The organism is Spirosoma litoris, from assembly GCF_054776755.1.
The window spans coordinates 266,192-288,882 of record NZ_BAAHBI010000075.1 but is presented as its reverse complement, the minus strand read 5'-3'; the positions used below and the strand labels follow the sequence as shown (position 1 = coordinate 288,882).

Genomic DNA, 22,691 nt, shown 5'->3' with positions numbered 1-22,691 from the left:
AGATGACAAAAAAACTACTGTGATCATGGCTTTGAAAGAATCCAGAATGAAATACGGCTCCATTTTCTAACAAGACTCTTCATGCGACATTGTTTCTTTTGGCTACTTCTTTCGGTTAGCCTAACTGCTTCCGCGCAAGTCCCCACCTCACTACGCACCGATTTATTGCTCCATACTGATCAGGTGTGGAGCAATGGCTTTTTAACGAATCTAACCCTCGATGCCGCCGACTCGTCCCGGTTTGCTGGTCAACTAGCGCTGATTCGTAGTGCCCGACCTTCGTTTAGCTGGGTGTTGCCCACAACCGATGCGAACAGCCGCCAGACGGCCTATCGCCTGATTATAAGCTCCTCCCGCAAAAATAGCCAGAGCAATGTGGGCGATGTATGGGATTCGGGTAAACGTATGAGCACCCAAAGTGTGGGTAATCTACTACCTGCTGATCATCGACTGGAGGCCAATCGAATTTATTTCTGGAAGGTAAAAGTCTGGAATGAACAGAACAGCGAGAGTGATTTTTCGCAGGCAAAAGCGTTCCGTACGGCTCCCCAATTAGCGGACTATGAAACGCCTTATTACCCTGTTGTGAAAACCGAAGAAGCGCCCGTTTCACAAAAGACGCTTGCCGCAAAACGCACGGTTTATTACTTCGGGAAAGATGCTTTCGGACAGATTTATCTGACCGTAACCAGCCCCGCCGAACAGGATACGCTTGTGCTGCACGTCGGCGAAGCCGTTACGCCCGATGGGCACGTGAATACCAAACCAATGGGTGTACTTCGGTACCGTCGGATACCAGTTGTGTTGCAACGAGGCTCGCATCGATACACCATTCAGTTCAAACCCGACAAACGGAACACGGGACCAAAAGCCATCCTGATGCCGGATTACATTGGCGAAGTGTTGCCCTTTCGCTATGTAGAAGTTGAATTGCCTGCTAATAGCGCCCGCGTTGAGCAGCTTGTTCGTCAGATGGTTACCTATCCGTTTGATGACGCGGCTACGACATTTACCAGTTCCGATACGACGCTGAACCGCGTTTGGGAAATCTGCAAACACACGATTAAAGCCACGACCTTCAGCGGCTATTATGTGGATGGAGATCGGGAGCGGATTCCGTACGAGGCCGATGCTTTGATTAATCAACTGTCTCACTACGCTACCGATTCGGAGTATACCATTGCCAAACGGTCGTTGAATTACCTGGTTTTTCACGCGACCTGGCCTACCGAATGGTCCTTGCAAAACGTGCTGATTGCCTGGTATGATTATCTGAACTCCGGCGATCCGCGCACAGTAGAGGCCCTTTATCCCGAGCTGAAAGCCAAACTTCTGCTCCCGCTGGCTCGCCCGGATGGACTGATCAGCACCCGAACGGGACTTCAAACGGCCGAATTCAAAAAGTCGATTCACTACGACACGTTCGATGGCCGACCTACGATTCAGGATATTGTCGATTGGCCGCAACAGGGCGTTTTAGGATTGGGCAAAAAAGAAGTTGGGGAAACGGACGGTTTCGTTTTTCGGAATTACAATTCGGTCGTGAATGCCTTTCACTACCAGGGACTGCTGTTTATGGCACAATTGGCGAATCGTTTAGGAAAGGCGGACGATGCCGCTTTTTACACCAGCCGTTCCAATCAGGTTAAGAAAGCGTTTCAGACCACCTTTATTAACCCCAAAACGGGGCTGGTTCGGGATGGTGATAGCACAGACCACGCGTCGCTTCACGCCAACATGATGGCACTGGCGTTTGGACTGGTTCCCGAAAAGCACCAGGCAAACGTGCTGGCGCATATCCGATCTCGTGGAATGGCTTGTAGCGTATACGGGTCGCAGTTTTTGCTGGATGCGCTCTATAACGCCAACGAAAGTGCCTATGCCCTGAAGCTGATGACCTCGACCGATGAGCGTAGCTGGTACAACATGATCCGCACTGGCTCGACAATGACCACCGAAGCCTGGGACACGAAATACAAACCCAATCAGGACTGGAATCATGCCTGGGGAGCGGCTCCGGCCAACATCATTGTGCGGAAATTAATGGGCGTCGAGGCCTTGACACCCGCTTTTGAAACGGTTCAGATCAAACCCCAGCCCGATACCTTACGGCAGGCATCGTTACAACTGGCTACCTTGCGCGGACCAATTTCGGTCGCATTCGACAACACGCCCGAGCGGTTTCAATTGCGTGCTACCTTACCAGCCAATAGTACCGGCGTGATTTATTTGCCCCGTAAGAAAGCGAAAAGCCAGGTATGGCAAAACGGGGCGGTTGTAAAAGCCGTTGCCGAAGGTAGCTTCTGGAAGATTACTGGCGTTGGCGCAGGTGCGCATGAGTGGGAGGTACGTTGACGAATTCGATGTTGATCTTTTTTGTCATCCCGACAAAGGAGGGATCTTCGGCAACTAATTACTTACCGAAGATCCCTCCTTTGTCGGGATGACAAAAAACACATTACACAATATCAGATACTTTACTTGTCATCCTTCAACGTCGACAGGAAGCTAACTACATCCCGAATTTCTCGTTTGGTCAACAAATACTTCATTTCGGGCATGCTCGATGGAGCAGTTGTTCGCTTGGCAACCTGATCTTTTCGGATTGCTACATCGGGCTGATCGCCCACTTTTACCTTGATTTCGGTACTGGTTTCGCCCTGCAAAATACCGCTAACGGTTTTGCCATTTTTCAGCTTCAGGTTAACTGTGCCAAAGCCCGGCGCTAAACGGGCGCTTGGGTTAATTAACGCTTCCAACAACTGTTCACGGGTGAGTCGGCTAGCGACGCCATTCAAACGAGGACCGGCATTGCCTCCAAGATCGTCGTAGGCATGGCAGCGGATGCACTGAGCCGTTTGGTGACGGAAGAAAATCCGTCGACCCAGATCGGGCTCTCCACCTAATAAGCTTCCCTTGTAGGTAACCGCCAGTGCATCGGGCGATAGTTTTGAGGTGATCGCTTTGTATTTAGCTGACAGTTGAGGAGAATGGCTGCTTTCGATGGCTTCTTCCAGTTCCAGCTGAAGTTCGGTAGGCATGGTGCCAGCGGTCATTTTGGCCAGTAATTGATCGAAGGTCTTCTGCGAATTAGCAATCGGAAGTTTGCCCAGCGTGAGCAGCGCGGCTTGTTTTTCCTCCGTCGTGCGGGTGTTGATTACATCCGATAACAGGCTTACCATCCGATCTTTCGGCATGCTCGATTTCGCCAGTAAATCCAGCCCGGCTACCCGAACGCTTTTTTCGTTGTCGGCCAGAGCGGTTTCAATGGCCTTACTGACTTCTTTATCGTTCATGGAAGCCAATGCCCGCAAGGCGGCAATGCGTACGGTTGCTTCTTTATCGCTCGCCAACCGGCTGAACAAAGGTTCAGACGCTTCGGTTAGGTTGAGTTTTGCTATAGCTTTGATGGCACTCAATCGCAAAGCTAAATCCGAATGGGTTAATAGCTTGATGTACAGATCAGCCGTTTTCGTTTTTAGCACTGCTGGGTCACGTTCGATCACACCCCGGTAACGCCCATCGACCCGGTCCAGTACCGATGGTTTCGCCCAGGTACTGAGTGCTTCCAGCGCTTCACCGCGCATGGCTATCGGATTCCCTTCTTTCTGTGCGTAATCAATCAGTGCCTGCATGGCTTCCGGTGTGCCTACGCGCAAATTGGCGTTGATGGCCCGCCGAATTAAGGCTTCGTTGGTAAACCGTGTGCTGGGCAATACCTTTCCTAGGGCGGGTAAAGCATCGGGAATCGACAGGTCATCGTTGATGCCACGAGCGGCTTCGGTAACCACAAACTCGTCTTTATCAGCCAGGAAAGCGGCAATACCCGGATTGCTCATACGACGAAGGGCAACCACAGCGGCAATCCGAACGGCCTTTGATGGATGGCTGGCTAAAGCCACAACGGGAGCCGATTTACCAATACGAGCCAGCGCCAAGCTACCCGCATGACGAATGTAGGTGTCTTCGTCGTTGTTGGCTTCGAGAAGTTGGATAATAGGCTGAATGGCAGGCTCGTACTCTATGCGTCCCAACGCTTCGGCCGCGAAGAATCGGGCGCGGCTGTATGAATCTTTCAACAACGGAATCAAGGCTGCGCCCGCTTCTTTGTACCGAACATCGCCCAGCCATTTGGCCGCCTGCGCCCGAATTTCTGGGTCGCTGTCCTGGAGCAAGGGCATCAACAACTGACCATATTGCTTATCCTGACGCGTTAGTTGGCTAATGCCCCAGATGCCGTGTACCCGCGCCAGTTGGTTATCGGTTTGCTTGGTGGATGCCGCTAAAACCGTCGCGCCTTTAGCACCCCGTTTAACCAGTTCGAACTGGGCTTTCTGCCGAACCCGCATGTCTGGATTCTTAAGCAATTCGCCTAAATCGGCTTCAGAACGGGCCGCAAATTTTTCGGCCAGTAAGGCTTTCGTGCGCTGGCGGTCTGCCGAATTTGCCCCCGCTTTATCATCCAGTTTCCAGATGCGACCATAGTCTTTGGTGTCCCAACCGTTGATCCAGTCGGCCACATACAAGGCGCCATCTGGCCCGAAATCAATGCCAGTAGCAAGCACATTGCCCAGGACTTTCTTCTGTTCGCCGAGTTCAAAGGTGGCTCCCTTTGGTTTTAGCTTAAAGGCATGAATACCCGAACGGGCGGGGTTTCCAACGAATTCGGCGAGGAAAAACATGTTTTTGTAAGCCGGACTTAACGCCGTGCCTGGATTATAACGCATGCCAGCCGGACCACTCACGAAGTTGGCAATCGTGGGTGTGATGTACGCAGCCTGCCCTTCGAAACGCGGTTTGAACATCTGTTCGTCCATCCAGACTTTATACGTGTTATTGTTTGGGTCGCGGTATTTGCCGTACTGCCAGTTGCTGCGCCAGCCCGTATCTGACCCGTTGACGATGTACACCAGACGCTCTTTCTCGCCCGGATGGTCGCCGTCGTTGTCTTCGCTGATCAGGTTGCCGTATTCGTCAAACACAAACTCGTGGGTGTTCCGAACTCCGTAGGCAAAGACTTCGAAATCGCTGCCGTCGGGGTTGGAGCGCACCACGACGCCACTGTTCGGATGCTCCCATTTTTTGCCATCGGGGCCTTTTCCGTTGAAACCAATGTCGCCAATCTGCCAATAAATTTTGCCATCGGGCCCCATTTCAATCCCCGACATGCCGTGACCGCCAAAGCCTACGTGAATACCGTAGCCATGCGAAATAGACGTTTTTGTTTCGGCAATACCATCGCCGTCTTTATCCTGCATGCGCCACAGATCGGGGGCAACGGCTACGTACAAATCATCGCCATTGGTCATAACACCCCCGGCCACGTCGGTAACTTCGTCATGGAAATCATCGACCACCAGTTGCGATAAATCAGCAACACCATCGCCGTTGGTATCTTCAATTCGGTACACGTTTTCCTTCTCGACCGTCATGTCCCGCCAATCGTGCGAGCCATCGCCGTTCAGGTCTTTGAGCCATTCGTTTTTCTTGCTGTTTTCGGGCGACAGAACCCGGTGCAGGAAGGCTCGTTTATCTTCAATACTTTGCAGGCGGTTCGATTCAATCTCCCAATCCTGATGGCTTCGGATATCAAATTCCGAGTTTTTCTGCCGATTAGTTCGTGTGTAATACAGCTTGCCGTTATCATCAATATCAATGGCAATGGGATCGGCAACCAGTGAATCGACACCCCACAAACGAAGGGTAAGCCCCTCGGCTAATTCGGGCGTTACGGTAGCTTCGATGGTTTTGGCTAGCTGGGCTGCTTTTTCGGGAGCCATGCGCTTAATCCGGCGATCGATCGGGTCTTTCTCCTTCTGGTAGCCCACTAAAAAAAGCATCGGAGCCAGCGCGCAGAGCCAGATAACTTTCTTGTTTTTCACTAAACTCATGTTCCCTTTTTTCATTCTAAGCTTTAGTTAACACATCTTATCTCCAGCTACCAACTATTGACCAGCGTTGTGTGAAGCGATTATGTGTCTTAAAGACATTTTTGGCCTTACGTTACTGAATGGTTACTGACTTTAGTTGTAGTTCGTATTCTAGTTTTGCGAATAGTCTTAGTCTAGCTTGACTTCTTTGAGTAAGCAGGGGTAAAATATAGAAATCGACTTGAGAAAATTGTTGGAATTAGGTTAATTAGGCGATGGCTTTAGTGTGACCCCTTCAGGGTCAAATGTCTATAGGAAACTATAACAACTATAAATATTTGACCCTGAAGGGGTCACACTTGCCCATTAAATAAGTCGAATTCTATTCGATTATTTATGATTTGTCTTTATAAGTAGTAGAGATAATAGAATAAATCCGTAAAGTAGATAGACTATTGGGTAACTAATTGATAATCATTTTGTTGATTTTTCTTGTAGAATTAAAAAATACTTATCACCTTTGCTATCGATTCTGGTTGAGCGCAGCGCTTAGTCCGGGAAATTCAAGTCAGTTTGGAACTGGCTTCTTTCTTTTCAAGAAAAATCTAGTTAATATATAGATTAAGAGTCTTAAATTAAGCAATACAGATTATGACACTGGAAATGGTTAATGAATTGGGAGAGATACGGAGTGTAGTTGTTAAAGACCGGCAGCCGATTGAACGAGTTCGTCCCTTGTTAACGGGTGAATCAGTTCCTTTCTTCTCGTTGGTCGACACCGCCGATTATTGGCAGGCGTCTCTTATTACAGCTGGCGTATCGCATCAGACGGTGAGCCTGCCTGAGCTACTAACCCGCGGGCCAATTGTGATTAGTTTCTATTGCCCTTGCTGGGGAGGTTATGCCCGCCCGTTCTTAACTGCACTGACAAAAATGGCCGCTGAAGTGCGGGAGAAAGGAGGCCAGATGGTTGTCTTTACCAACGAAAACCCTAAGTATTTATCCAAACACATCGATTTATCGTCTATGTTGCTGGCCTACGACGCTGACAAATCGGTAGCTCGTCAGTTTGGCGTTTACTCGGAAACAGACCCAATCTGGGATCGGGTGTCGGGTATTTCGGAAGATGTGTTTGTTCCTGCTGTGTATGTTGTCGATCGTTCCCGGCAGATTCAGTACCATTTTCTGGACGAGAATTTTGAAGGTTTTACGCAACAAGCTGAAGTCCTTGAAGCATTAGGTTAGTGCTGTTCCAATTTAGATTCTATAGCTTCTCGGGGCCGACCGCGCGGGCGGCCCCGAGAAGCTATAGAAACATCTAGAATCTATTTTGTTAAAGCACTAGTGGTTTGAGAATAGTCAACCGCCTTATGAATATGAATACAAACCTTGACTGCCCTGTTGATGGGGTTCAGATTAACGAAACGAAGGTTCGACTGGTGGCTGGTTTGGTATTGATTACCGGACTGGTCTATCTGGCCACGAACTGGTTAGCCCTACCGTTGTTTCTGGTGATCGATTTTAGCTTGCGGAGTTTTGACTTTGGGAAATACAGCCCGCTTGGTAACTTGGCCGAGTGGTTGGTCAAAGCGTTTCGTTTGCCTTACAAAGGAACCGATCAGGCTCCCAAGCGGTTTGCGGCTCGTATCGGGCTGGCCTTTGTATTGCTTATCTCGGCCCTTCAACTAGCGGCTATTTCCACGCTTATCCCGACAGTGGTATTGGTAATTTTCGCCACGCTCGAATCTGTTTTTGGTTTCTGTGCGGGTTGTTATGTTTATACATTCTACATCCGTCTGTTTCCGAAGGCTGTCTGACTACGCTGTTGTCCAATAACTTTAGTATATTCATTTAATTGAACAAGGCTCATTTGTAAGCTTATACTTACAAATGAGCCTTGTTCAATTAATCACGATTGCGTAGCTGATAGACCTAGCACAACTACACATAGTCATTTTCTGGATGATCTTTTTTATATTGTTCTATCCATTTGATTCTATGCCATGGATTGTAGTTGGGTGTTTGCTTGTGCATTTCTCCTAGTTGTATATCGGTTAATCTGGGCCTATTTACCGTCTTGGGAGCTACTAGTTTTGTAGATACGGGCTCAAATGGTACCAATTCCGTGTTATATTCCCATTTCAGTCTGCCCGGTAATCGATTTTTGGCTTCAATCTGTACTACGGCTGCGGCCGATTTTACTACTGGAGTAACACGCTTTAATTTAATTGGCTTACCAGACTTCAGGTCGGAAAGTACTTGCTGCTTGGCTGCGTAAGTTTGCATTGACTGCGCAAAGCCTTTGAAGATATTATCTGACCACCTGATAGCGTCTTGATGACCGTCAAATGCCTTTCTCGCTCCCGAGGTTCCTGATATAGCCTCTGGGTGTGAGGTAATTCCCATAACGGGAGCTCCATATCGTGTTTCAAAACCCTCTGGGGTCTTAGTTTCACCAGTTCCATCCCAGACTGTAAACTCCACTTCTGGCTTGCCATTAATTAGCATTCGTTTTTCAGATACATTCTTGCCTTTCACTCTTAGAATATCTGATCCGACGTCTTCCCGGATAGTCATTTCTCCATCCTTACCGAAGGCTACTACTTTTTGGTGGGTGGAATTCATCGCATTGATTTTTGCCACGATTTCTTTGACTTGGCCTTTGGGCTGAGCCGCTCCACCTAAAAGCCCAAAAAACTGATTCGATGAAAAAGAATCTCTATCGGTAGGAACATTACTAAAATGCAATGGGTGAGCTATGGTACTAGTACCTCTTTGATTATGGATATTAATTTGTTCACCGGTTAACGTTTGTTCCATTCCTCCAAATCCACGCGCCAGACTTCTGGACCCACCGCATACTGCCAATATGGGCATGCCTAAATTTCGCGCCCTTTTGATTAAAGCCTGTTCATAGTTTTCACGGTTCTCTTTCTCAATATGACCGTTTTTTTCTCGATCTAGGTTATCCTGACCGCCTGGGATATACAAGCCGTGGACGCCAGCTAGATGCTCATTGACATTCTCTACAATACGGTCTTTCTGTACGCTTTTTACCTCCTGTTGTTTTTGGATTTCGGTGGCCTCCCTGTCCAACGCGAAGTGTTTAGGTGGTAAGGAAAATGTCAGAATAGGGGCACCTTCGTTGTCGCTTAGAGCCTTACTATCGTAACCAAACCCTGGCCGATTGCTAATACCAACTTTAGGCTTAAAACTAACAGGAGCGAATGCTCCGGCCTGTCCGCTCTTGGTTTTAATAGGCGGAGAGTTCGGTGCTCGTTTCTGACTATGGTAATTCTTTGGGGGTTGGACTGGCTGATTGTTATGTCTTTTGTAATTGTTAGAGCGTGATTGTTGCATGATAGTTGAGCGAAATAGCCGGATAGATTCATTTAAAATTCTTTACTACAAGGGTAATGAATGGTATGCTATCAAGTTCTAAAAAAGGCTGGATAGTGCCAAGCCTTTTCATACAAACGGCCGAAGAATTTTCGCGTAGCAGGTGACTGGTGGTTTCTGGGAGAATTTCAAGCATATTAGGACTTTCGCAGGGAGCTATGACAAGGGTATCCAGGTAAGTCAATTGACCCACGGTCTGCTGCTACGATGGCACGATTCTCTACGAAAATCCTAAGTTTATGTGTACTCAATTGTTGATAATACTAGTACTACTGCTTCCCATAATGAATGGCGATTACCCCACAGTCAAACGATTTCGTCTCCAGGAGTTTTAGTTTGGTTGTTCCTGTTACATGATCAAATAAGGATAGCCCTTGCCCTAAAATTATTGGATTGACGAATAGCCAGAACTCATCGATAAGCCCCAGATTTAATAACGATTGCGAAGCGCCGGGACTTCCGAAAATCAATATGTTTTGGCCTTCCTGCTGTTTTAACCGATTGATATGCTCCGAAAGCTGATCGCCAATGACGGTTGTGTTCGTTAAGCCAGCGCCACTGATCGTTTTGGATAAGACAATTTTTGCGACGCTGTTGTACCAGTTGCCATGCTCAATATCGTGTTTAGAGGCATCGGGTTGCTCAGCTGCGGTCGGCCAGTAGGCCTGCATCATTTCATAAGTTACTCGGCCATAGAGGGCTGCGTCGGCCTGCTCAGTCATGGAGCCAACGAAGTCGAACAGGGAGTCGTCCAGATTAATCCAATCCATTTCTCCATTAGGGCCTGCCACAAAACCATCCAGGGATGTGTGCATGAAAAAAATCAGCTTTCTCATTCTTTACGTTCTTGTCTCAAAGAATCATTGTTAATCTTATATGATCTTGAAAGTCTGCGTTCTATGGGGTATTTCTGTTGACCTGATAATAAAGTCCAACCACACCTGAGTCAAACGCTTTGGCTTTGGCAAGCGTTAGTTTGGTCCGGTCATGAACATCCTTGAATAAAGCTTTGCCGTCGCCCAGAATGATTGGCTCCAGTTTGATCCGGTATTCATCAATCAGGTTCTGTTCGGCCAGAGCTGCAACGAAGGCTGCCCCACCGAAGACCACCATGTCGCCACCCGGCTGCTGTTTTAAATGATTGATTTCGTCGACAATGTTCTGTTCGGCTAAGACTGAGTTGGTCCAGTCGACAGCTTGTAGGGTCTTGGAGAAAACAATCTTGCGGGTATTATTCATCCAATTCGCAAAATCGATTAGTTCTGCCGGGATACCCGGACTGGAGGGAACGGAAGGCCAGAAACTAGCGAAACCCTGGTACAAGACACGCCCAGTCAGGATCGTATCAACCGTTGACTGGAAATCTGCTGCGAGGTATTTGCCCATTTCATCATCGCTCATGGTCATCCAGTCCTGTTCGCCATTGGGGCCGCATACGAAGCCATCGAGCGACATATGCATGAATAAAATTACCTTTCTCATGGTACGTATTAGTTGTTCTATTTCCGATTTTGCTATAGACAAATGTAGCGCGATTTAGTAACGCCAATAGGGGGTAAATACGGCAAAGTAAGGGTTGATTCCGACAGTGATTTTCGCTATTTTTGAACTATGAAGCAGATATCAATCCTAATCCCAAAAGGTGCTATTTTAGGTAGTCTGGAAGGCACCCGCCAATTATTTTCAGAAGTAAACAATTTTTTTAAAGCAAGGGGCGAAGGGCCTTTATTTAAGGTGCAGCTAGTTGGCCTTTCGAAAGAAACACCGATAAGCGGAGGCTTATTTACTGTTCATGCCGATTTGTTAATCGACGAGCTAGAAAAAGCAGATTTAATTATCATTCCGGCTCTTGATGGCGACCTGAAAACTTCGATAGAAAATAACCGGGATTTTATTCCCTGGATTATTAAACAATATGAAAACGGAGCTGAAGTTGCCAGCCTCTGTTTAGGTGCTTTTTTATTAGCCTCAACTGGATTATTGAAAGGTCGGAAATGTGCGACACATTGGCTCGCTGCGAATCAATTCAAACAACTCTTCCCGGATGTTGATCTGGTAACCGAAAAAATTATCACTGACGAACACGGCATCTATTCGAGTGGGGGAGCATTTTCGTATTTGAATCTTATTCTGTATCTAATTGAGAAATATGCTGGTCGTGATATTGCGATTCTGGCAGCCAAAGTGTTTGCGATAGAAATAGAGCGGGAAAATCAGTCTTCATTTACGATTTTTCAGGGTCAAAAAGATCATGAAGATGAGCCTATTAAAAAAGCACAGGAATTTATAGAGAGAAATTTTCAGGATAAAATATCGGTCGATGATTTAGCATCAAAATTTGCGTTAGGAAGACGAAATCTGGAACGCCGGTTCAAAAAAGCTACGTCTAATACGGTTGCTGAATATATGCAGCGCGTAAAAATGGAAGCCGCTAAAAAAAGCCTCGAAACAGGCCGGAAAACAGTGAATGAAATTATGTATGATGTTGGCTATTCGGATACAAAAGCATTTCGGACTATATTTAAAAAAATTACTGGCTTAGCACCTGTTGACTACAGGAATAAATACAACAAAGAAATGCTTGTTTAAATGTATTTTTTACACAGAAGCACGGAGAATGAATTTTTCTTTTTTGTCATTCCGACGCAAGGAGGAATCTCAAGCTTGACTATTGGGAAACTTGAGATTCCTCCTTGCGTCGGAATGACAAAAAAGTCGCTCAAACTTCTCTTGTTAGTGGAAAATTCAAACGGCTTTTCGCTACAACAATTATCGACTGCGCAAAAAGAATTTTCTCCTTCAATCTATTCCCTATATATGTATCGGCCCGATCTTGAATTTTATCGATGTAAAAAGTGCCGTAAGAAATCGTCTTTGTAGCTTCGACTGATCGGTATTAAATAGGAGCCAATACTTATTTCAGCCTCATTAAACGAATCTACTTTGTTGATATTAACCGCATAGGAGCGATGAATGCGAACGAGCTCCGGTAAATTGATGCGTTCCAGAATACCACTCAGGGTAAGCCGGAGTACATATTTACGGCCTGAGGTAAACAGCGTAGTATAAATATTATCGGCTTCCAGATAAAGCAGGTCGCTTAAACTCACTTTTACGAACTGATAATTCTGTTTGATGAACAAGTGATCGTTGATTTGCAGAATTGTTTCCCGGCCAAGTATGTCCCGATCCGATAAGGTAGTTTCGGGTTGATTGGCTGGTGCTGAATTGGTTCGGGCAATAAAGTTATGAATCGCTAACTCAATGGCTGTTCGAAGACTGTGTAATTGATAGGGCTTGTTGACGTAGGCTGCCGGGTAAGTTTGTTTCGCTCGTTCCAGCGTTTCGCGGTCGGTCAGAGCAGTTAGGTAAATAATTGGTACGGGCCGCTCGTTCGTAATATGTTGCACTGTTTCAATACCATCCCAATCGCCTTTAATCGTAATATCGCACAACAATAGATCAACGGGCTGCCGTTTGAAGATATCCAACGCTTTACGCCCATTATTGGCTATACCAACTATATCATATCCTTCATCTTCCAGGCTATCGCTCAATTCCATTGCCAGAATAGGCTCATCTTCGACAATCAGAATTTTTACTCGTTCATCGGGATTCATACATTGCAGTTAATAAAATTCGGGAATTGACGGTGCTTAGGCTTATGCTTGAGTCCGGATGTTGGGCATGTGGAGTCGGAATAAAGTCCCATTCTGTTTGAGTAGTTCAAAATGCCCGTCCAGTTGCTCGCTAAGTGAGGCTATTAATCGTTTCCCGAACGAAGATTTATTGCCCTTTTGTTGCCAGTCTGATATGTCGATACCAGGCCCGTTATCCTGAACTTCTAACGTAATACCAGCTTGTGCTTGATCGGTTTGTTGCCGTAAGTCGATTCGGAGCAAGGGGCGTTTCCTATCGGCCTTGTTATAGGCGTATTTAAACGAATTGGTAATCAGTTCGTTAACGATCAATCCCAGGGGCATAGCCATGTCGACGTCCAATTCCTCGAGCTCGATATTGAGTTGTAGGTCAAATTCGTCAGCCGAATAATCGTAAGCCCGCATTAGGCTCTCCGACAAATCGGCCAGATAAGCACGCATGTTCACGGTCGTTACTTCGTCTGTTTGATAAAGCCGTTGGTGAATAAGCGACATGGCTTCAACACGTTGCTGCCCTACGCGAACCGCCTGTATCGCTTTTTCATCATCCAGACGATTCGATTGTAGCTTAAGCAGACTGGATACAATGGCCAGATTATTTTTTACGCGATGATGTAATTCCCTCATCATCAGGGTTAACTGATTTGATTGTTGGGTAATTTTTCTGCGGCTTTGTTGTACACGTGCATACAGCCAGTACAGTGTTCCGAGCAGAATGGTCAGTACAATTAAGCCGCCTACACCCGCCCAAATCTGGCGGGTTTGGTGTGCATTGGTAGCTGCTAACTCCCGGATGTTTTCTTCTTTTTCCCGCGTTTGATAACGAGCTTCCAATTCGGCTACCTGTCGGTTTTTTGTGGCGTTAAATACGCTATCACGACTGGCTATATGGCGTTTATAAAAGAGTAATGCCTGATGGAAGTCTCCTCGTTTCTCATAAATTCGACTCAAATGTTCGTTTACATCGGCTAAGATGGAATGTTTCTCCAGTCCCTTTTTTTCAGCCCAGATAAGGGCCTTGTGGCAAGCTTCTTCCGCTTCGTCTAATTTATTCTGCGGAATCAGTGCGTAAGGAATGCTTGTGTTGATATAGCCTTGCAAGAATTCGTCGTTCGTTTTGATTGCATATGCCATCGACTGCCGAAACGCCTGCTCTGACCGAACGTACTGACCCATATTTTTGTAAAGCAACCCGGCGTTAAACAGGGTACCATAGTAGGTATCCCAATCTTTTTTCTGCTTGTAATACGCCAACACCTTATTGGTATACGCAATCGCCGATGCGTACTGCTTACTGTTGCTGTCTATATTGATTAGCTCACTATAAAACTCAGGCAGGAGCTGGTCATAGCCAAATTGTTGCGCCAAGGCCATACCCCGCTCTACATGCTGACGGGCTTCTTTGGTCTTGTCAAGTCGATTGTAACAGAAGCCGACATAATTAAACATTCGGATGTAATTCCGTTGATCATCACTGGCTTTAAAAGCCACCTGTGCTTTTAAATAGAAGGATATGGCTGTAGCAAAGTCGCCGGTTGATTGGTAAAAACCAGCAAGCTTCCGGTAACCAATAGCTATTCGATGGGTATCTTCACCAGTCTGTGCAATGGTCAATGCCTGCTCCAATAGTTTCTTGACGGGTGCAAACTGGCTAGTGTTCAACAAAGAGTCACTTAGCTTCCAAAGCTGTTTTATCTTAACGGAATCGGGAGCACTGGATTCGATAGTTGGCTGTTCCTGCTGAGCCAATACAATGCAGGGGGCTAACCAAGTTATAAGATAAACGAAGCGTTTAGCTAAAATTAGCATGGAAGAGGGAGGATAATCAGGCACTAATTTAAGCCATATAGTTATCCAGTAATAAAAGGGATACGGCTATTTATGATATTTTCTTGTTTTGTTGGTAATATTAGTAAATATCTACTTCGGTATTGCCCTGAAAATCTTGATACTAAGCTTTTTGTGTTTTTCTGATTTGATTAGTTACTTACTGTTTGAGATAGATTATCAAGTAGTTTTCTGAAAGAATTTACTGCTGAGTACCAGAGCAGGAGGGTAACTAAAAAATCGTGCCACTGCCTAATGCAGGTTATGGCACGATTTCCTGAGAAAGACCTGAACAGCTACTGCTTGTACTGTTTTAAGATATACTCGTAGAAATAATCAACATTCACGTCGGTCGCGATCTTGAGTTCGTAGCCGTTCGAGTCCAGATAGGTTTGGCCGGCGTTGGGTGGGCGAGTACTTACGTTTGCTCTTACGATTTCCGTAGTAAACTGCTCTGGCATGGCTAAATAACTCGTTGCCAAGAGATCCCACATGAAATAGGTGTAGTGGTAACTCGGAATCGTATCGAGTGTAAGCGCCCAAAGTTGCCCCGTCAGGTTCGATAGTTTATAATCAATTTGCGTGGCCAGGGTTGACAGAAACTTCTTCGTAACAGGCACATGGTTCGTCACGTCCAGCGGAATCAGCGTCAATGGAAGTTCATAGGAAACCAGTTTCTGCGAACTAATGGGGTCCCAGAATACATTCCATTCGGCGCTACCGTCGTGCTGGAAGGTCTGCACATTTCCGTTCGTTCTGAATGCTCCCGCCATCCAGACAATCTCATCGATTTTCGCTTTTAGTTCAGGCGCTTTCTCCAGAGCCAGCACGAGATTGGAGCACGGCCCCGTCATCAGAATCGTTACCTTTTGCGTGGCTGAGGATAACTTATCGATGATCAGGTCGGGGGCGCTTGGGTACAGATATGGATCGGGCGATTTGGGCAGGTTGATCAACATGGGCAACGCATTGATGATCTCCGGCCGGGCGCGCCACTCGTTCGGAAATGCGTTGATGCCATAATAATCTCCCCGGCCCAGGGCAACCTGTTCCTTTCCCATCAACTGGAGCAGCTTGTATGTCGATTCGAGGGCGGGTTCGATGTAACAATCGGCAGGGGTAACCGTCACTCCGATCAGGTCGGTATCGGGCATGGTGAGTACGAGCAATTGCGACAACAAATCATCAATTGCGCCGTCGTGATCCATTAAGATAAGTTTGGGCATTGGGCGTAGTCATTTAGGATAGCCTGACTGATCGGCAATGGTTGCTGATCAGCCAGACCACTGAATTCCGTGGCAGTATACGCCCTCCTTTCGGGAGAAGCAAGCGTTCTACCCGTAGAGATTCTGGAAAAATGAATCAACCTGATGTTGATCCTGCGGGAAGTTGTAGACTTCGCTAATTTGACCATCCGCAAATTTCCAGAGCAGACAGGACATGCCCATAAACGGGGCACCTTCGGGAAGATTACTCCAATTATGATGACAATCAATTACGTAGTCATCAGTAACGCCCGCCACAATTGGTTGGGCCTGGAAAGCGGCCTTGCCCAATTGATTCAAATAGGCAAGCACTTCATCGGGACCAGATTTAACGCCACTCAACGGATGCTTTCCGGGAATAACCCAGCGAATATTGGGGGCAAGAAGTTGATGGATTGCTAACAGATCCTGCTCGGCATAGGCCTGGAAAAACCGATGAACAAGGGTGATATTTGGGTGAGCTGTTTGCATAAGCAATGGACTACAAATAGGTTGGTTTATTGCTTGACGGCTACCACAATGCCAGTGGCCCAGTCTAACTGACTGATGCGTAGATCGGGGCGGATTTGCAGGTGGGCCAGCAAATCCGTAGCTTTTTGATCGTGCCCGGCTGGCCAATTGGGTTGGGGAAGCATGTCGTCAATCAGGTAAAAACCACCCGGTTTTAATAAAGCCAACGTTTCATCCAGGAAGAAGTATTTCCCCGGCCAGGTGTCTGCGAAAATATAGTCGAATTTCAGCCCCCCGGCTGTTTGAAGCCATTCACCGCCGTCGGCTTCTATAAGTTTTAGTCTACTATCGGCGCTCAAATACTGTTGGGCAATGGCCAGACAAGCGGGATCGTTGTCCAGCGAAATCAAGGTTGAAGCCGTGTCCATTCCGGCTAGTATCCAGGCCGTTGCCAGCCCCGTGCCAGTTCCTAGTTCCAGAAAATGGCCTCCCGGTTTACTGGCTGCCAGCGTACTGAGTAAAGCACAGGTGAGCGGATCGGAGGCCATGGAAAAGCCCGCTTCCTGTGTTGCTTTTTCAATAAATTCGTAAGCTGCCGGGAATGGTTTTAGCGTTGGAGGATTCATAAGTGATTGTTTTATAGGAGCGTAGGCTCGCTGATTCATTGTGTAGATTGAAACTTTGTTAGAGGTTGTGTGACCCCGGATTGATTTTTATAAAATGGCCAAGCTGTTTTATAACTACGGGATGATTGCTCATTTTATGAAAATCAATTCGGGGTCATGCAAAGCCCACAAATAATGTGCTGGCAAAAGTAGATTTTTCTAACTTGGCCCATATGTTAGAAAAAGACAATGATTTGTTCGCATCGGCCACCGCCCGAAAACCAGTAAGCTGTGCGTCGGTTGCAGCCGAGAAACCCACGTTTGTCTATCATCAGGAGTTAGGGCGCTTTTACACCGATTGGCACCAGCATCCGTGGGGGGAGTTTGTCTACGCCGAAAATGGGTTCGTTCATCTGCACGTAGCGGGTAAAAAAGTGTTGTTGCCCAGTTGGTATGGGGCCTGGATTCCACCTAGTACACTGCATGAAATTTGGTCAGACAGTCCATCGCTGCACATGCGGGCGATCTGTTTTCCGGCCGATTCATCAACGAATAGGCTTAAGTCTGAACTTACGGTCTTCCCCGTTTCCCCTTTACTGAAGGAAATGATTCGGTACACCGAAAAATGGAATGAAGTAGAACCGGCAGATTTTCGGGAAGTTACGTTTCTACAAGCTATTCAGGATCTATTACCGGAGGAAATGACAAAATCCATACATGTCTGTCTTCCTTCGACCAGTCATGAAAAACTCGCTCAACTGCTGGACTACCTGAAAAAGCACTTAGCCGAAAAAATTAGTATCGAGACGTTGGCTCGCCAGTTTGGGTTTTCGGTTCGAACATTGAGTCGCTTGTGTAGGCAACAACTTGGGGTGTCTTTTTCCAGCTATTGTAAACTGGCTAGAATGATGAAAGCGCTGGAGTTGATGGAGCAGGGAAACGATAATGTTTCGGAGATTGCCAGTCTGGTTGGCTACGAGAGCTTAGCCACATTCAGCAATAACTTCCTTGACATCTGTGGAAATCGGCCGCTCTATTTTATCAATAAAAAGCGGGTTCAGAGATAATGTTTTGGGAAAAAAGCTGTGCTGTGTTGATTAAAAATCAGGGTTAGCCATGCCCGCAAACCACTCATTTTTTAGCGGCTGCGTGCTTTTTGAGGAGCGTTAAGGTGTGTTCCAGTGATTTTGTATCACCCCATTCCTCATGACCGGGAACCACAATTCGAGCATCGCCAAATTGCTTCATCACATTCTGAATGGTACCTGCCCAGGCATTTAGGTTCGCATCGGCAAGGTTCCCCATTCCGAAGGCGGCCACGCTTTTTACCAGACACCCACCATGCAAAATCTTCTGGTTGGGTAGCCAGACCACAATGTTATCGCTGGTGTGTCCTTCGCCCGCAAAGTAGCATCGGATCGGCTCTTGCCCAATTGTGAATGTAGTATCGTTCGGTAAAATACCATCGGGCGATTCATAGCCGAGTTTCACCGATTTCTGTGCGGTTAAGGGCGTACTTACAACCCGGATGCCCGCTTTACGGAGTTCATGAATACCACCTACACGATCTTCATGCGCATGGGTAACAATGCAGAGCCGAATCGGTTGGTGCAGATTATCGGCAACCCATTGTATTATATCTCGGGTATTATCGGTATTGGTGTCGGTATCCCAACCTGTATCAACCAATACAACTCCATCTTTTGTGTTTACAATCAGTCCGTTAGAGCCTACAGGTGTGCCACGGTATAAGCCATAGGTGATATGGGCATACACCTGATCGTTCAAGGGGGTAACGGTCAATTTTGGCTTTTGCGCAGATTGAGCCAGGGTAAGATGCTGGAAAGGAATAAAGAAGAAAAGCAGAAGTAAGATACGCATGAGTTGGGCTAATTCTGGCGCGGGTATTCACCCGTGCCTATACATTTAGCCAGTATTCACTGGCGTTCTGGATTAAGGCGTCAGCGAATGCTGACTGAAAAGGCACGGGTGAATACCCGCGCCAGACACTATCATCATTTACCCGGCGTCTTGTCTTTATAAACAGCCCAGTTCCCAATCAGTTTATCAATGACTACAACGCCCGTTTGGTAAGCAGCTTCCAGTGCTGGCACGTAGGCCGTGTAACGTTCACCAACTTCTTTACCACCATTGGTCAAATTTTCGGCGGCTGTTACGCCAGCGGGTTGCATGGTGTAGTTACTGGCCGTTCGTAAAACCATATACCGATTGATATCCGCTTTTCCCGCATTCGTCAGCCATTGTAGAGACTGCCCGGTTCCGGTATCCTCCATAGCTGAAGTTACAAAATTTCCTTTGCCTCCCGTCCAGTAACTGACCCATTTGTTAGCCCAGTCATTCAGGTATTTGCCGTGCCAGAAGGTCATGGCGGCAATATGGTCGCCCATCATAACACGCGGTGGTTTTTGGGCTTCGGGGAAACCCTTATAACGGGATCGCATTTTCTGAAGGGTTTCATTATCCGCTAGCTTCGTGTCTTTCGTTAGCCCATACGCCCACTTGGCCAGTTCAGGATTCAGGTGGATCGAAACCGTGAAATCGTTATCCTGAGCGGGTTCTTCATAGGGTTTTGCCCGACGTAACGGCAGATAGCCCGTTGGCCATTCTTTTGGAATTTCGCGCGGATCAATCTCGTGAGCCAGATCGCCATCTACCAACCATTCGGCCCAGACGGCTGAGCCTGCGCTACCATCTTCGGGGTCAATTCCGGCAATGCCCGCCACCATCCAGTAGGCATGAGATAGATCAAAGCGAGGGTCCATACCCAGTGCCATAATAGAGGCCGCAGACCGAGCCGTTCCCATACCGGTACAAATGCCCAGAATCTGTTTGTCTGGATTATACCGAAGGTTGCGATAGCCTTGCGGAAACGGAATGGTTTGCGAAAGCGGAAGCCGTTCGACCCAATACTGAAATTCGCCGGGTCGATCGCCGGTATCGGCCCCAATTTCGAACATAGTCACGACCACTACCTTAACCGGAATGGGCGCCGTTGGCTGGGCATAGGTCGATAGACTGACAATTAATAAGATCGGTAGTAATAGTTTCCTGTGCACGTGGGGTATGGCTACTTGTTTTTGTCATCCCGACGCAGGAGGGATCTTAAGGTTTCTTGACTCTCAAACAAGGATGCTTTAAGATCCCTCCTGCGTCGGGATGACAAAAAAATCCTGTAATTCATTATTGCATTAGCCACTTAGGCTATTCGAGCTTCCCCAAACGTTGTAAGCTGTAAAGCTCTATCTGTCCTGAGAAGCTCTTACTGTAGCATTATGGATTCGTTAAAACCCCAACTTTCAGAAAACTTGCGCCCGATTTGCCATGATACACTCGGTGCGTGGCTTTCTGATAATCCGATTCTTTAGCCGAGAAAACGGGTACGAATGTTTGTGGATTCCGGTCGGCGAGGGGGAAGCACGAACTTTGCACCTGCACCATGAGTCGGTGTCCTTTTTTGAAGGTATGCAGAACATCCTGTAACTCGACAGCCACCTGCGTTGGCTGATTGGGTTTGAAGGCTTCAGGTTTGCTGACGTTGTTCCGGTAACGTCCCCGAATAATCTCGCTCCGAATCAGTTGCTGGTAATTACCATACACAACGTCTTTATGCTGAGGATTTTCCGGTGCATCTGGCGGATAGACATCAATGACTTTCACCATCCAGTCGGCATCGGTACCGGTGGTCGATACGGTGAGTTGCGCCAGAATAGGCCCAGCCAGCGTTACATCTTCCGTAAGAGCGTCGGTTTGAAACGTCAATACATCGGGTCGAGCGGAGGCAAACCGCTGATCGTCGACCATGTACTCCGCCGAAAAACCATCGTTGATTTTGCTGGCAAACGGCACCGGATGCGCCGGGTCGGAAGGAAATTCGGAGAATGCTGCACCCGTGGTTATGGGCGAAAAACTGAGTTTTCCACTACCCCCTAAATGCAATTGTTTCTCCACGGTTCCCTTTGGTGGATACGTATCGAAGCTCCGCCAGCGATTGGTGCCCGTTTCGAAGAGGGTGGCTTCGGGTAATGTCAACGGAGTTGTTTCGTTAAATAGGTAGTGCTTGAAAAATTTAGCTTCGATATTCTCCTGATAATAAGGCGATGTTTTCGAGCCAAAATCGACATCGGCAAGTGTTTGGCCTGATGGACCCGCCCAGCCCCCGTGTACCCAGGGACCTACCACAAAAATGCTCTGAATACCTGGATTCTGCTTTTCAATGGCTTTGTAGGTGTTGAAGGTGCCATACAAATCCTGCTCATCGTACCAGCCACCGACAACCATAACGGCGTGTTTGATGCCCTTAAGGTGTGGCAGAATGTTCCGCTTTTTCCAGTGCTCATCGTAGTCAGGATGTTCGAAATTTTCGTGGTAGTACACATTCCGACCTTTATAGTATTGACTTTCCGAATTTGCCGTTGGCCCCATGTTCAGGTAAAAATGATAGCCATCGGGATCGTCGATCGAAAATAAGCGTTTGGGGCGTTCTTTCGTTGGGCCAGTTTGTTCCTGAAAACCTGTGTAAAAGCCAAAGTTCGCAGCAATTTGAAAGGCCCCGTTATGAAACGCATCATCACGCCAGAGGTCGGCCATCGGTGCCTGAGGTGATGATGCTTTCAGAGCAGGGTGGCCAGACACTGATCCTGCCGAGGTGAAGAAACCGGGATAACTGATGCCCCATTGGCCCACGTTGCCGTTGTGGTTGGGAATATTTTTCAAGAGCCACTCGATGGTATCGTAAGTATCGGAAGCTTCGTCGTGATCGGCATTCCCTTTCTTGTTATCAACATGGGGTGTCATTTCGACAAACTTGCCTTCAGAAGCCCATCGTCCACGAACATCCTGATAAACAACGATGTAATTCTCGCGTAACATAAATGGATTAGGCCCTAAACGTCGACGAAACAGGCCAACGCCATAAGGCTGGCAACTGTAAGGCGTTCGTTGCATGATGATCGGATGCTTCACCGATTGGTCTTTGGGTGCATATACCTGCGTGAACAGTTTGGTGCCGTCGCGCATGGGCACCATAAATTCAGATTTCTGGTAATTCTCGCGCACATAAGCCGTGTCTTGTACGGGAGTATATGGGTAAGGGTTGGCGGGTGGAGTCGACTGGGCGACAGCGAGCGCGGGCAGCAGCAGAATAAGAGCGACTAGTGTTTTCACAGAATGTTGGAAGTCATTTTTGGTACAAAATAGCGCTAAAAAGGGCTAGATAATTCGATGGATAGGCAATTTCCTGCCTAACGGTCTTTGGGGAGTTGATTCAACTGCTAGCCAGGCAAGAAAAGGAACTTTTTTGCAGGCTATAATTGTCTTGTCACCGGACAAAGACGCTTTGGGCGTGAGAGGGGAGGTTCTTCGGAAATGCACCTACTCGTTGTCTGAAAAGGAATCGGGTTAATCCTGATTCCTTTTTACTTTTATAATCCGCATGCTATTCAGCGCCTATTTCCCGAAAACAACCATCCATGGCAGGATTCTTGCCTGATCAGTTAGTAGACTAGCAGTCACCGAATTGTCAGTTTATGGTGCTACACTATTAACCATCCGGTATAATAGTTATCAGTGCGCTGTACTAACTTTGTGGTTGGCTGG

General features: G+C 47.2%; 17 protein-coding genes. 5 read left to right on the top strand and 12 right to left on the bottom strand.

Going from position 1 to position 22,691, the window contains the following annotated elements; all coding sequences use genetic code 11:
• Positions 1–81: 81 nt before the first annotated feature.
• Entirely contained in the window at positions 82–2,355 is a 2,274-nt protein-coding gene (locus ACYVGR_RS36440) for an alpha-L-rhamnosidase-related protein (protein ID WP_460965668.1), read from the top strand.
• 122 nt (positions 2,356–2,477) lie between these two features.
• Here ACYVGR_RS36440 and ACYVGR_RS36435 read toward each other — a convergent pair whose 3' ends face one another.
• On the bottom strand, positions 2,478–5,906 hold the full coding sequence (locus ACYVGR_RS36435; RefSeq protein WP_460965666.1) for a HEAT repeat domain-containing protein: 3,429 nt from the start codon (positions 5,904–5,906) through the stop codon (positions 2,478–2,480).
• A gap of 615 nt (positions 5,907–6,521) precedes the next feature.
• On the opposite strand from ACYVGR_RS36435, the gene ACYVGR_RS36430 reads away from it, so the two are divergent.
• The gene (locus ACYVGR_RS36430) at positions 6,522–7,115 is read left to right on the top strand and encodes a redoxin domain-containing protein (RefSeq protein ID WP_460965664.1); all 594 of its coding nucleotides are present in this window, start codon (positions 6,522–6,524) and stop codon (positions 7,113–7,115) included.
• Positions 7,116–7,246: 131 nt separating this feature from the next.
• Complete coding sequence (locus tag ACYVGR_RS36425; RefSeq protein WP_460965662.1) at positions 7,247–7,687, top strand: DUF4395 domain-containing protein; 441 nt, start codon at positions 7,247–7,249, stop codon at positions 7,685–7,687.
• A 124-nt stretch (positions 7,688–7,811) separates the two neighbouring features.
• On the opposite strand, the gene ACYVGR_RS36420 is transcribed toward ACYVGR_RS36425, so the two are convergent.
• From ACYVGR_RS36420 to ACYVGR_RS36410, 3 genes are all read right to left on the bottom strand, one after another.
• Complete coding sequence (locus ACYVGR_RS36420) at positions 7,812–9,230, bottom strand: gamma-glutamyl-gamma-aminobutyrate hydrolase family protein (RefSeq protein ID WP_460965660.1); 1,419 nt, start codon at positions 9,228–9,230, stop codon at positions 7,812–7,814.
• Between the two features lie 308 nt (positions 9,231–9,538).
• Entirely contained in the window at positions 9,539–10,105 is a 567-nt protein-coding gene (locus tag ACYVGR_RS36415; protein ID WP_460965658.1) for a dihydrofolate reductase family protein, read from the bottom strand.
• 61 nt (positions 10,106–10,166) lie between these two features.
• A complete protein-coding gene (locus ACYVGR_RS36410) occupies positions 10,167–10,751 on the bottom strand; it encodes a dihydrofolate reductase family protein (RefSeq protein WP_460965656.1) in 585 nt (194 codons plus the stop codon).
• Positions 10,752–10,880: 129 nt separating this feature from the next.
• Here ACYVGR_RS36410 and ACYVGR_RS36405 point away from each other — a divergent pair, with 129 nt between their 5' ends.
• The gene (locus tag ACYVGR_RS36405) at positions 10,881–11,858 is read left to right on the top strand and encodes a GlxA family transcriptional regulator (RefSeq protein ID WP_460965654.1); all 978 of its coding nucleotides are present in this window, start codon (positions 10,881–10,883) and stop codon (positions 11,856–11,858) included.
• Between the two features lie 251 nt (positions 11,859–12,109).
• On the opposite strand, the gene ACYVGR_RS36400 is transcribed toward ACYVGR_RS36405, so the two are convergent.
• The 5 genes from ACYVGR_RS36400 to ACYVGR_RS36380 all read right to left on the bottom strand — a co-directional run bounded on the left by ACYVGR_RS36400 (position 12,110) and on the right by ACYVGR_RS36380 (position 17,096).
• Positions 12,110–12,889: a response regulator gene (locus tag ACYVGR_RS36400; protein ID WP_460965653.1), complete on the bottom strand. Its 780-nt coding sequence runs from the start codon at positions 12,887–12,889 to the stop codon at positions 12,110–12,112.
• A 42-nt stretch (positions 12,890–12,931) separates the two neighbouring features.
• Positions 12,932–14,737: a tetratricopeptide repeat-containing sensor histidine kinase gene (locus tag ACYVGR_RS36395; protein ID WP_460965651.1), complete on the bottom strand. Its 1,806-nt coding sequence runs from the start codon at positions 14,735–14,737 to the stop codon at positions 12,932–12,934.
• Between the two features lie 314 nt (positions 14,738–15,051).
• Positions 15,052–15,981, bottom strand: coding sequence for a nucleoside hydrolase (locus tag ACYVGR_RS36390; RefSeq protein WP_460965649.1), 930 nt, complete (start codon positions 15,979–15,981; stop codon positions 15,052–15,054).
• A 108-nt stretch (positions 15,982–16,089) separates the two neighbouring features.
• Positions 16,090–16,491, bottom strand: coding sequence for a nuclear transport factor 2 family protein (locus tag ACYVGR_RS36385; RefSeq protein ID WP_460965647.1), 402 nt, complete (start codon positions 16,489–16,491; stop codon positions 16,090–16,092).
• A gap of 26 nt (positions 16,492–16,517) precedes the next feature.
• Positions 16,518–17,096, bottom strand: a complete 579-nt coding sequence (locus ACYVGR_RS36380; protein WP_460965645.1) for an O-methyltransferase — start codon at positions 17,094–17,096, stop codon at positions 16,518–16,520.
• Positions 17,097–17,308: 212 nt separating this feature from the next.
• Between ACYVGR_RS36380 and ACYVGR_RS36375 the strand changes: the two genes are divergently transcribed.
• Positions 17,309–18,142, top strand: a complete 834-nt coding sequence (locus tag ACYVGR_RS36375; RefSeq protein WP_460965643.1) for a helix-turn-helix domain-containing protein — start codon at positions 17,309–17,311, stop codon at positions 18,140–18,142.
• A 64-nt stretch (positions 18,143–18,206) separates the two neighbouring features.
• On the opposite strand, the gene bla is transcribed toward ACYVGR_RS36375, so the two are convergent.
• From bla to ACYVGR_RS36360, 3 genes are all read right to left on the bottom strand, one after another.
• Positions 18,207–18,956: a subclass B1 metallo-beta-lactamase gene (gene bla, locus ACYVGR_RS36370; RefSeq protein ID WP_460965641.1), complete on the bottom strand. Its 750-nt coding sequence runs from the start codon at positions 18,954–18,956 to the stop codon at positions 18,207–18,209.
• A 134-nt stretch (positions 18,957–19,090) separates the two neighbouring features.
• Positions 19,091–20,152, bottom strand: a complete 1,062-nt coding sequence (locus tag ACYVGR_RS36365; protein ID WP_460965640.1) for a purine nucleoside permease — start codon at positions 20,150–20,152, stop codon at positions 19,091–19,093.
• A 214-nt stretch (positions 20,153–20,366) separates the two neighbouring features.
• Positions 20,367–22,259, bottom strand: a complete 1,893-nt coding sequence (locus ACYVGR_RS36360; protein ID WP_460965638.1) for a CocE/NonD family hydrolase — start codon at positions 22,257–22,259, stop codon at positions 20,367–20,369.
• Positions 22,260–22,691 lie beyond the last annotated feature (432 nt).

What these genes read in the sequence shown, in the direction of transcription:
- ACYVGR_RS36385 (WP_460965647.1), bottom strand. Translation starts at nt 16,491, where the DNA reads ATGCAAACAGCTCACCCAAATATCACCCTTGTTCATCGGTTTTTCCAG.
- ACYVGR_RS36380 (WP_460965645.1), bottom strand. Translation starts at nt 17,096, where the DNA reads ATGAATCCTCCAACGCTAAAACCATTCCCGGCAGCTTACGAATTTATT.
- ACYVGR_RS36435 (WP_460965666.1), bottom strand. Translation starts at nt 5,906, where the DNA reads ATGAAAAAAGGGAACATGAGTTTAGTGAAAAACAAGAAAGTTATCTGG.
- ACYVGR_RS36415 (WP_460965658.1), bottom strand. Translation starts at nt 10,105, where the DNA reads ATGAGAAAGCTGATTTTTTTCATGCACACATCCCTGGATGGTTTTGTG.
- ACYVGR_RS36410 (WP_460965656.1), bottom strand. Translation starts at nt 10,751, where the DNA reads ATGAGAAAGGTAATTTTATTCATGCATATGTCGCTCGATGGCTTCGTA.
- ACYVGR_RS36430 (WP_460965664.1), top strand. Translation starts at nt 6,522, where the DNA reads ATGACACTGGAAATGGTTAATGAATTGGGAGAGATACGGAGTGTAGTT.
- bla (WP_460965641.1), bottom strand. Translation starts at nt 18,956, where the DNA reads ATGCGTATCTTACTTCTGCTTTTCTTCTTTATTCCTTTCCAGCATCTT.
- ACYVGR_RS36395 (WP_460965651.1), bottom strand. Translation starts at nt 14,737, where the DNA reads ATGCTAATTTTAGCTAAACGCTTCGTTTATCTTATAACTTGGTTAGCC.
- ACYVGR_RS36400 (WP_460965653.1), bottom strand. Translation starts at nt 12,889, where the DNA reads ATGAATCCCGATGAACGAGTAAAAATTCTGATTGTCGAAGATGAGCCT.
- ACYVGR_RS36440 (WP_460965668.1), top strand. Translation starts at nt 82, where the DNA reads ATGCGACATTGTTTCTTTTGGCTACTTCTTTCGGTTAGCCTAACTGCT.
- ACYVGR_RS36375 (WP_460965643.1), top strand. Translation starts at nt 17,309, where the DNA reads ATGTTAGAAAAAGACAATGATTTGTTCGCATCGGCCACCGCCCGAAAA.
- ACYVGR_RS36425 (WP_460965662.1), top strand. Translation starts at nt 7,247, where the DNA reads ATGAATACAAACCTTGACTGCCCTGTTGATGGGGTTCAGATTAACGAA.
- ACYVGR_RS36390 (WP_460965649.1), bottom strand. Translation starts at nt 15,981, where the DNA reads ATGCCCAAACTTATCTTAATGGATCACGACGGCGCAATTGATGATTTG.
- ACYVGR_RS36420 (WP_460965660.1), bottom strand. Translation starts at nt 9,230, where the DNA reads ATGCAACAATCACGCTCTAACAATTACAAAAGACATAACAATCAGCCA.
- ACYVGR_RS36405 (WP_460965654.1), top strand. Translation starts at nt 10,881, where the DNA reads ATGAAGCAGATATCAATCCTAATCCCAAAAGGTGCTATTTTAGGTAGT.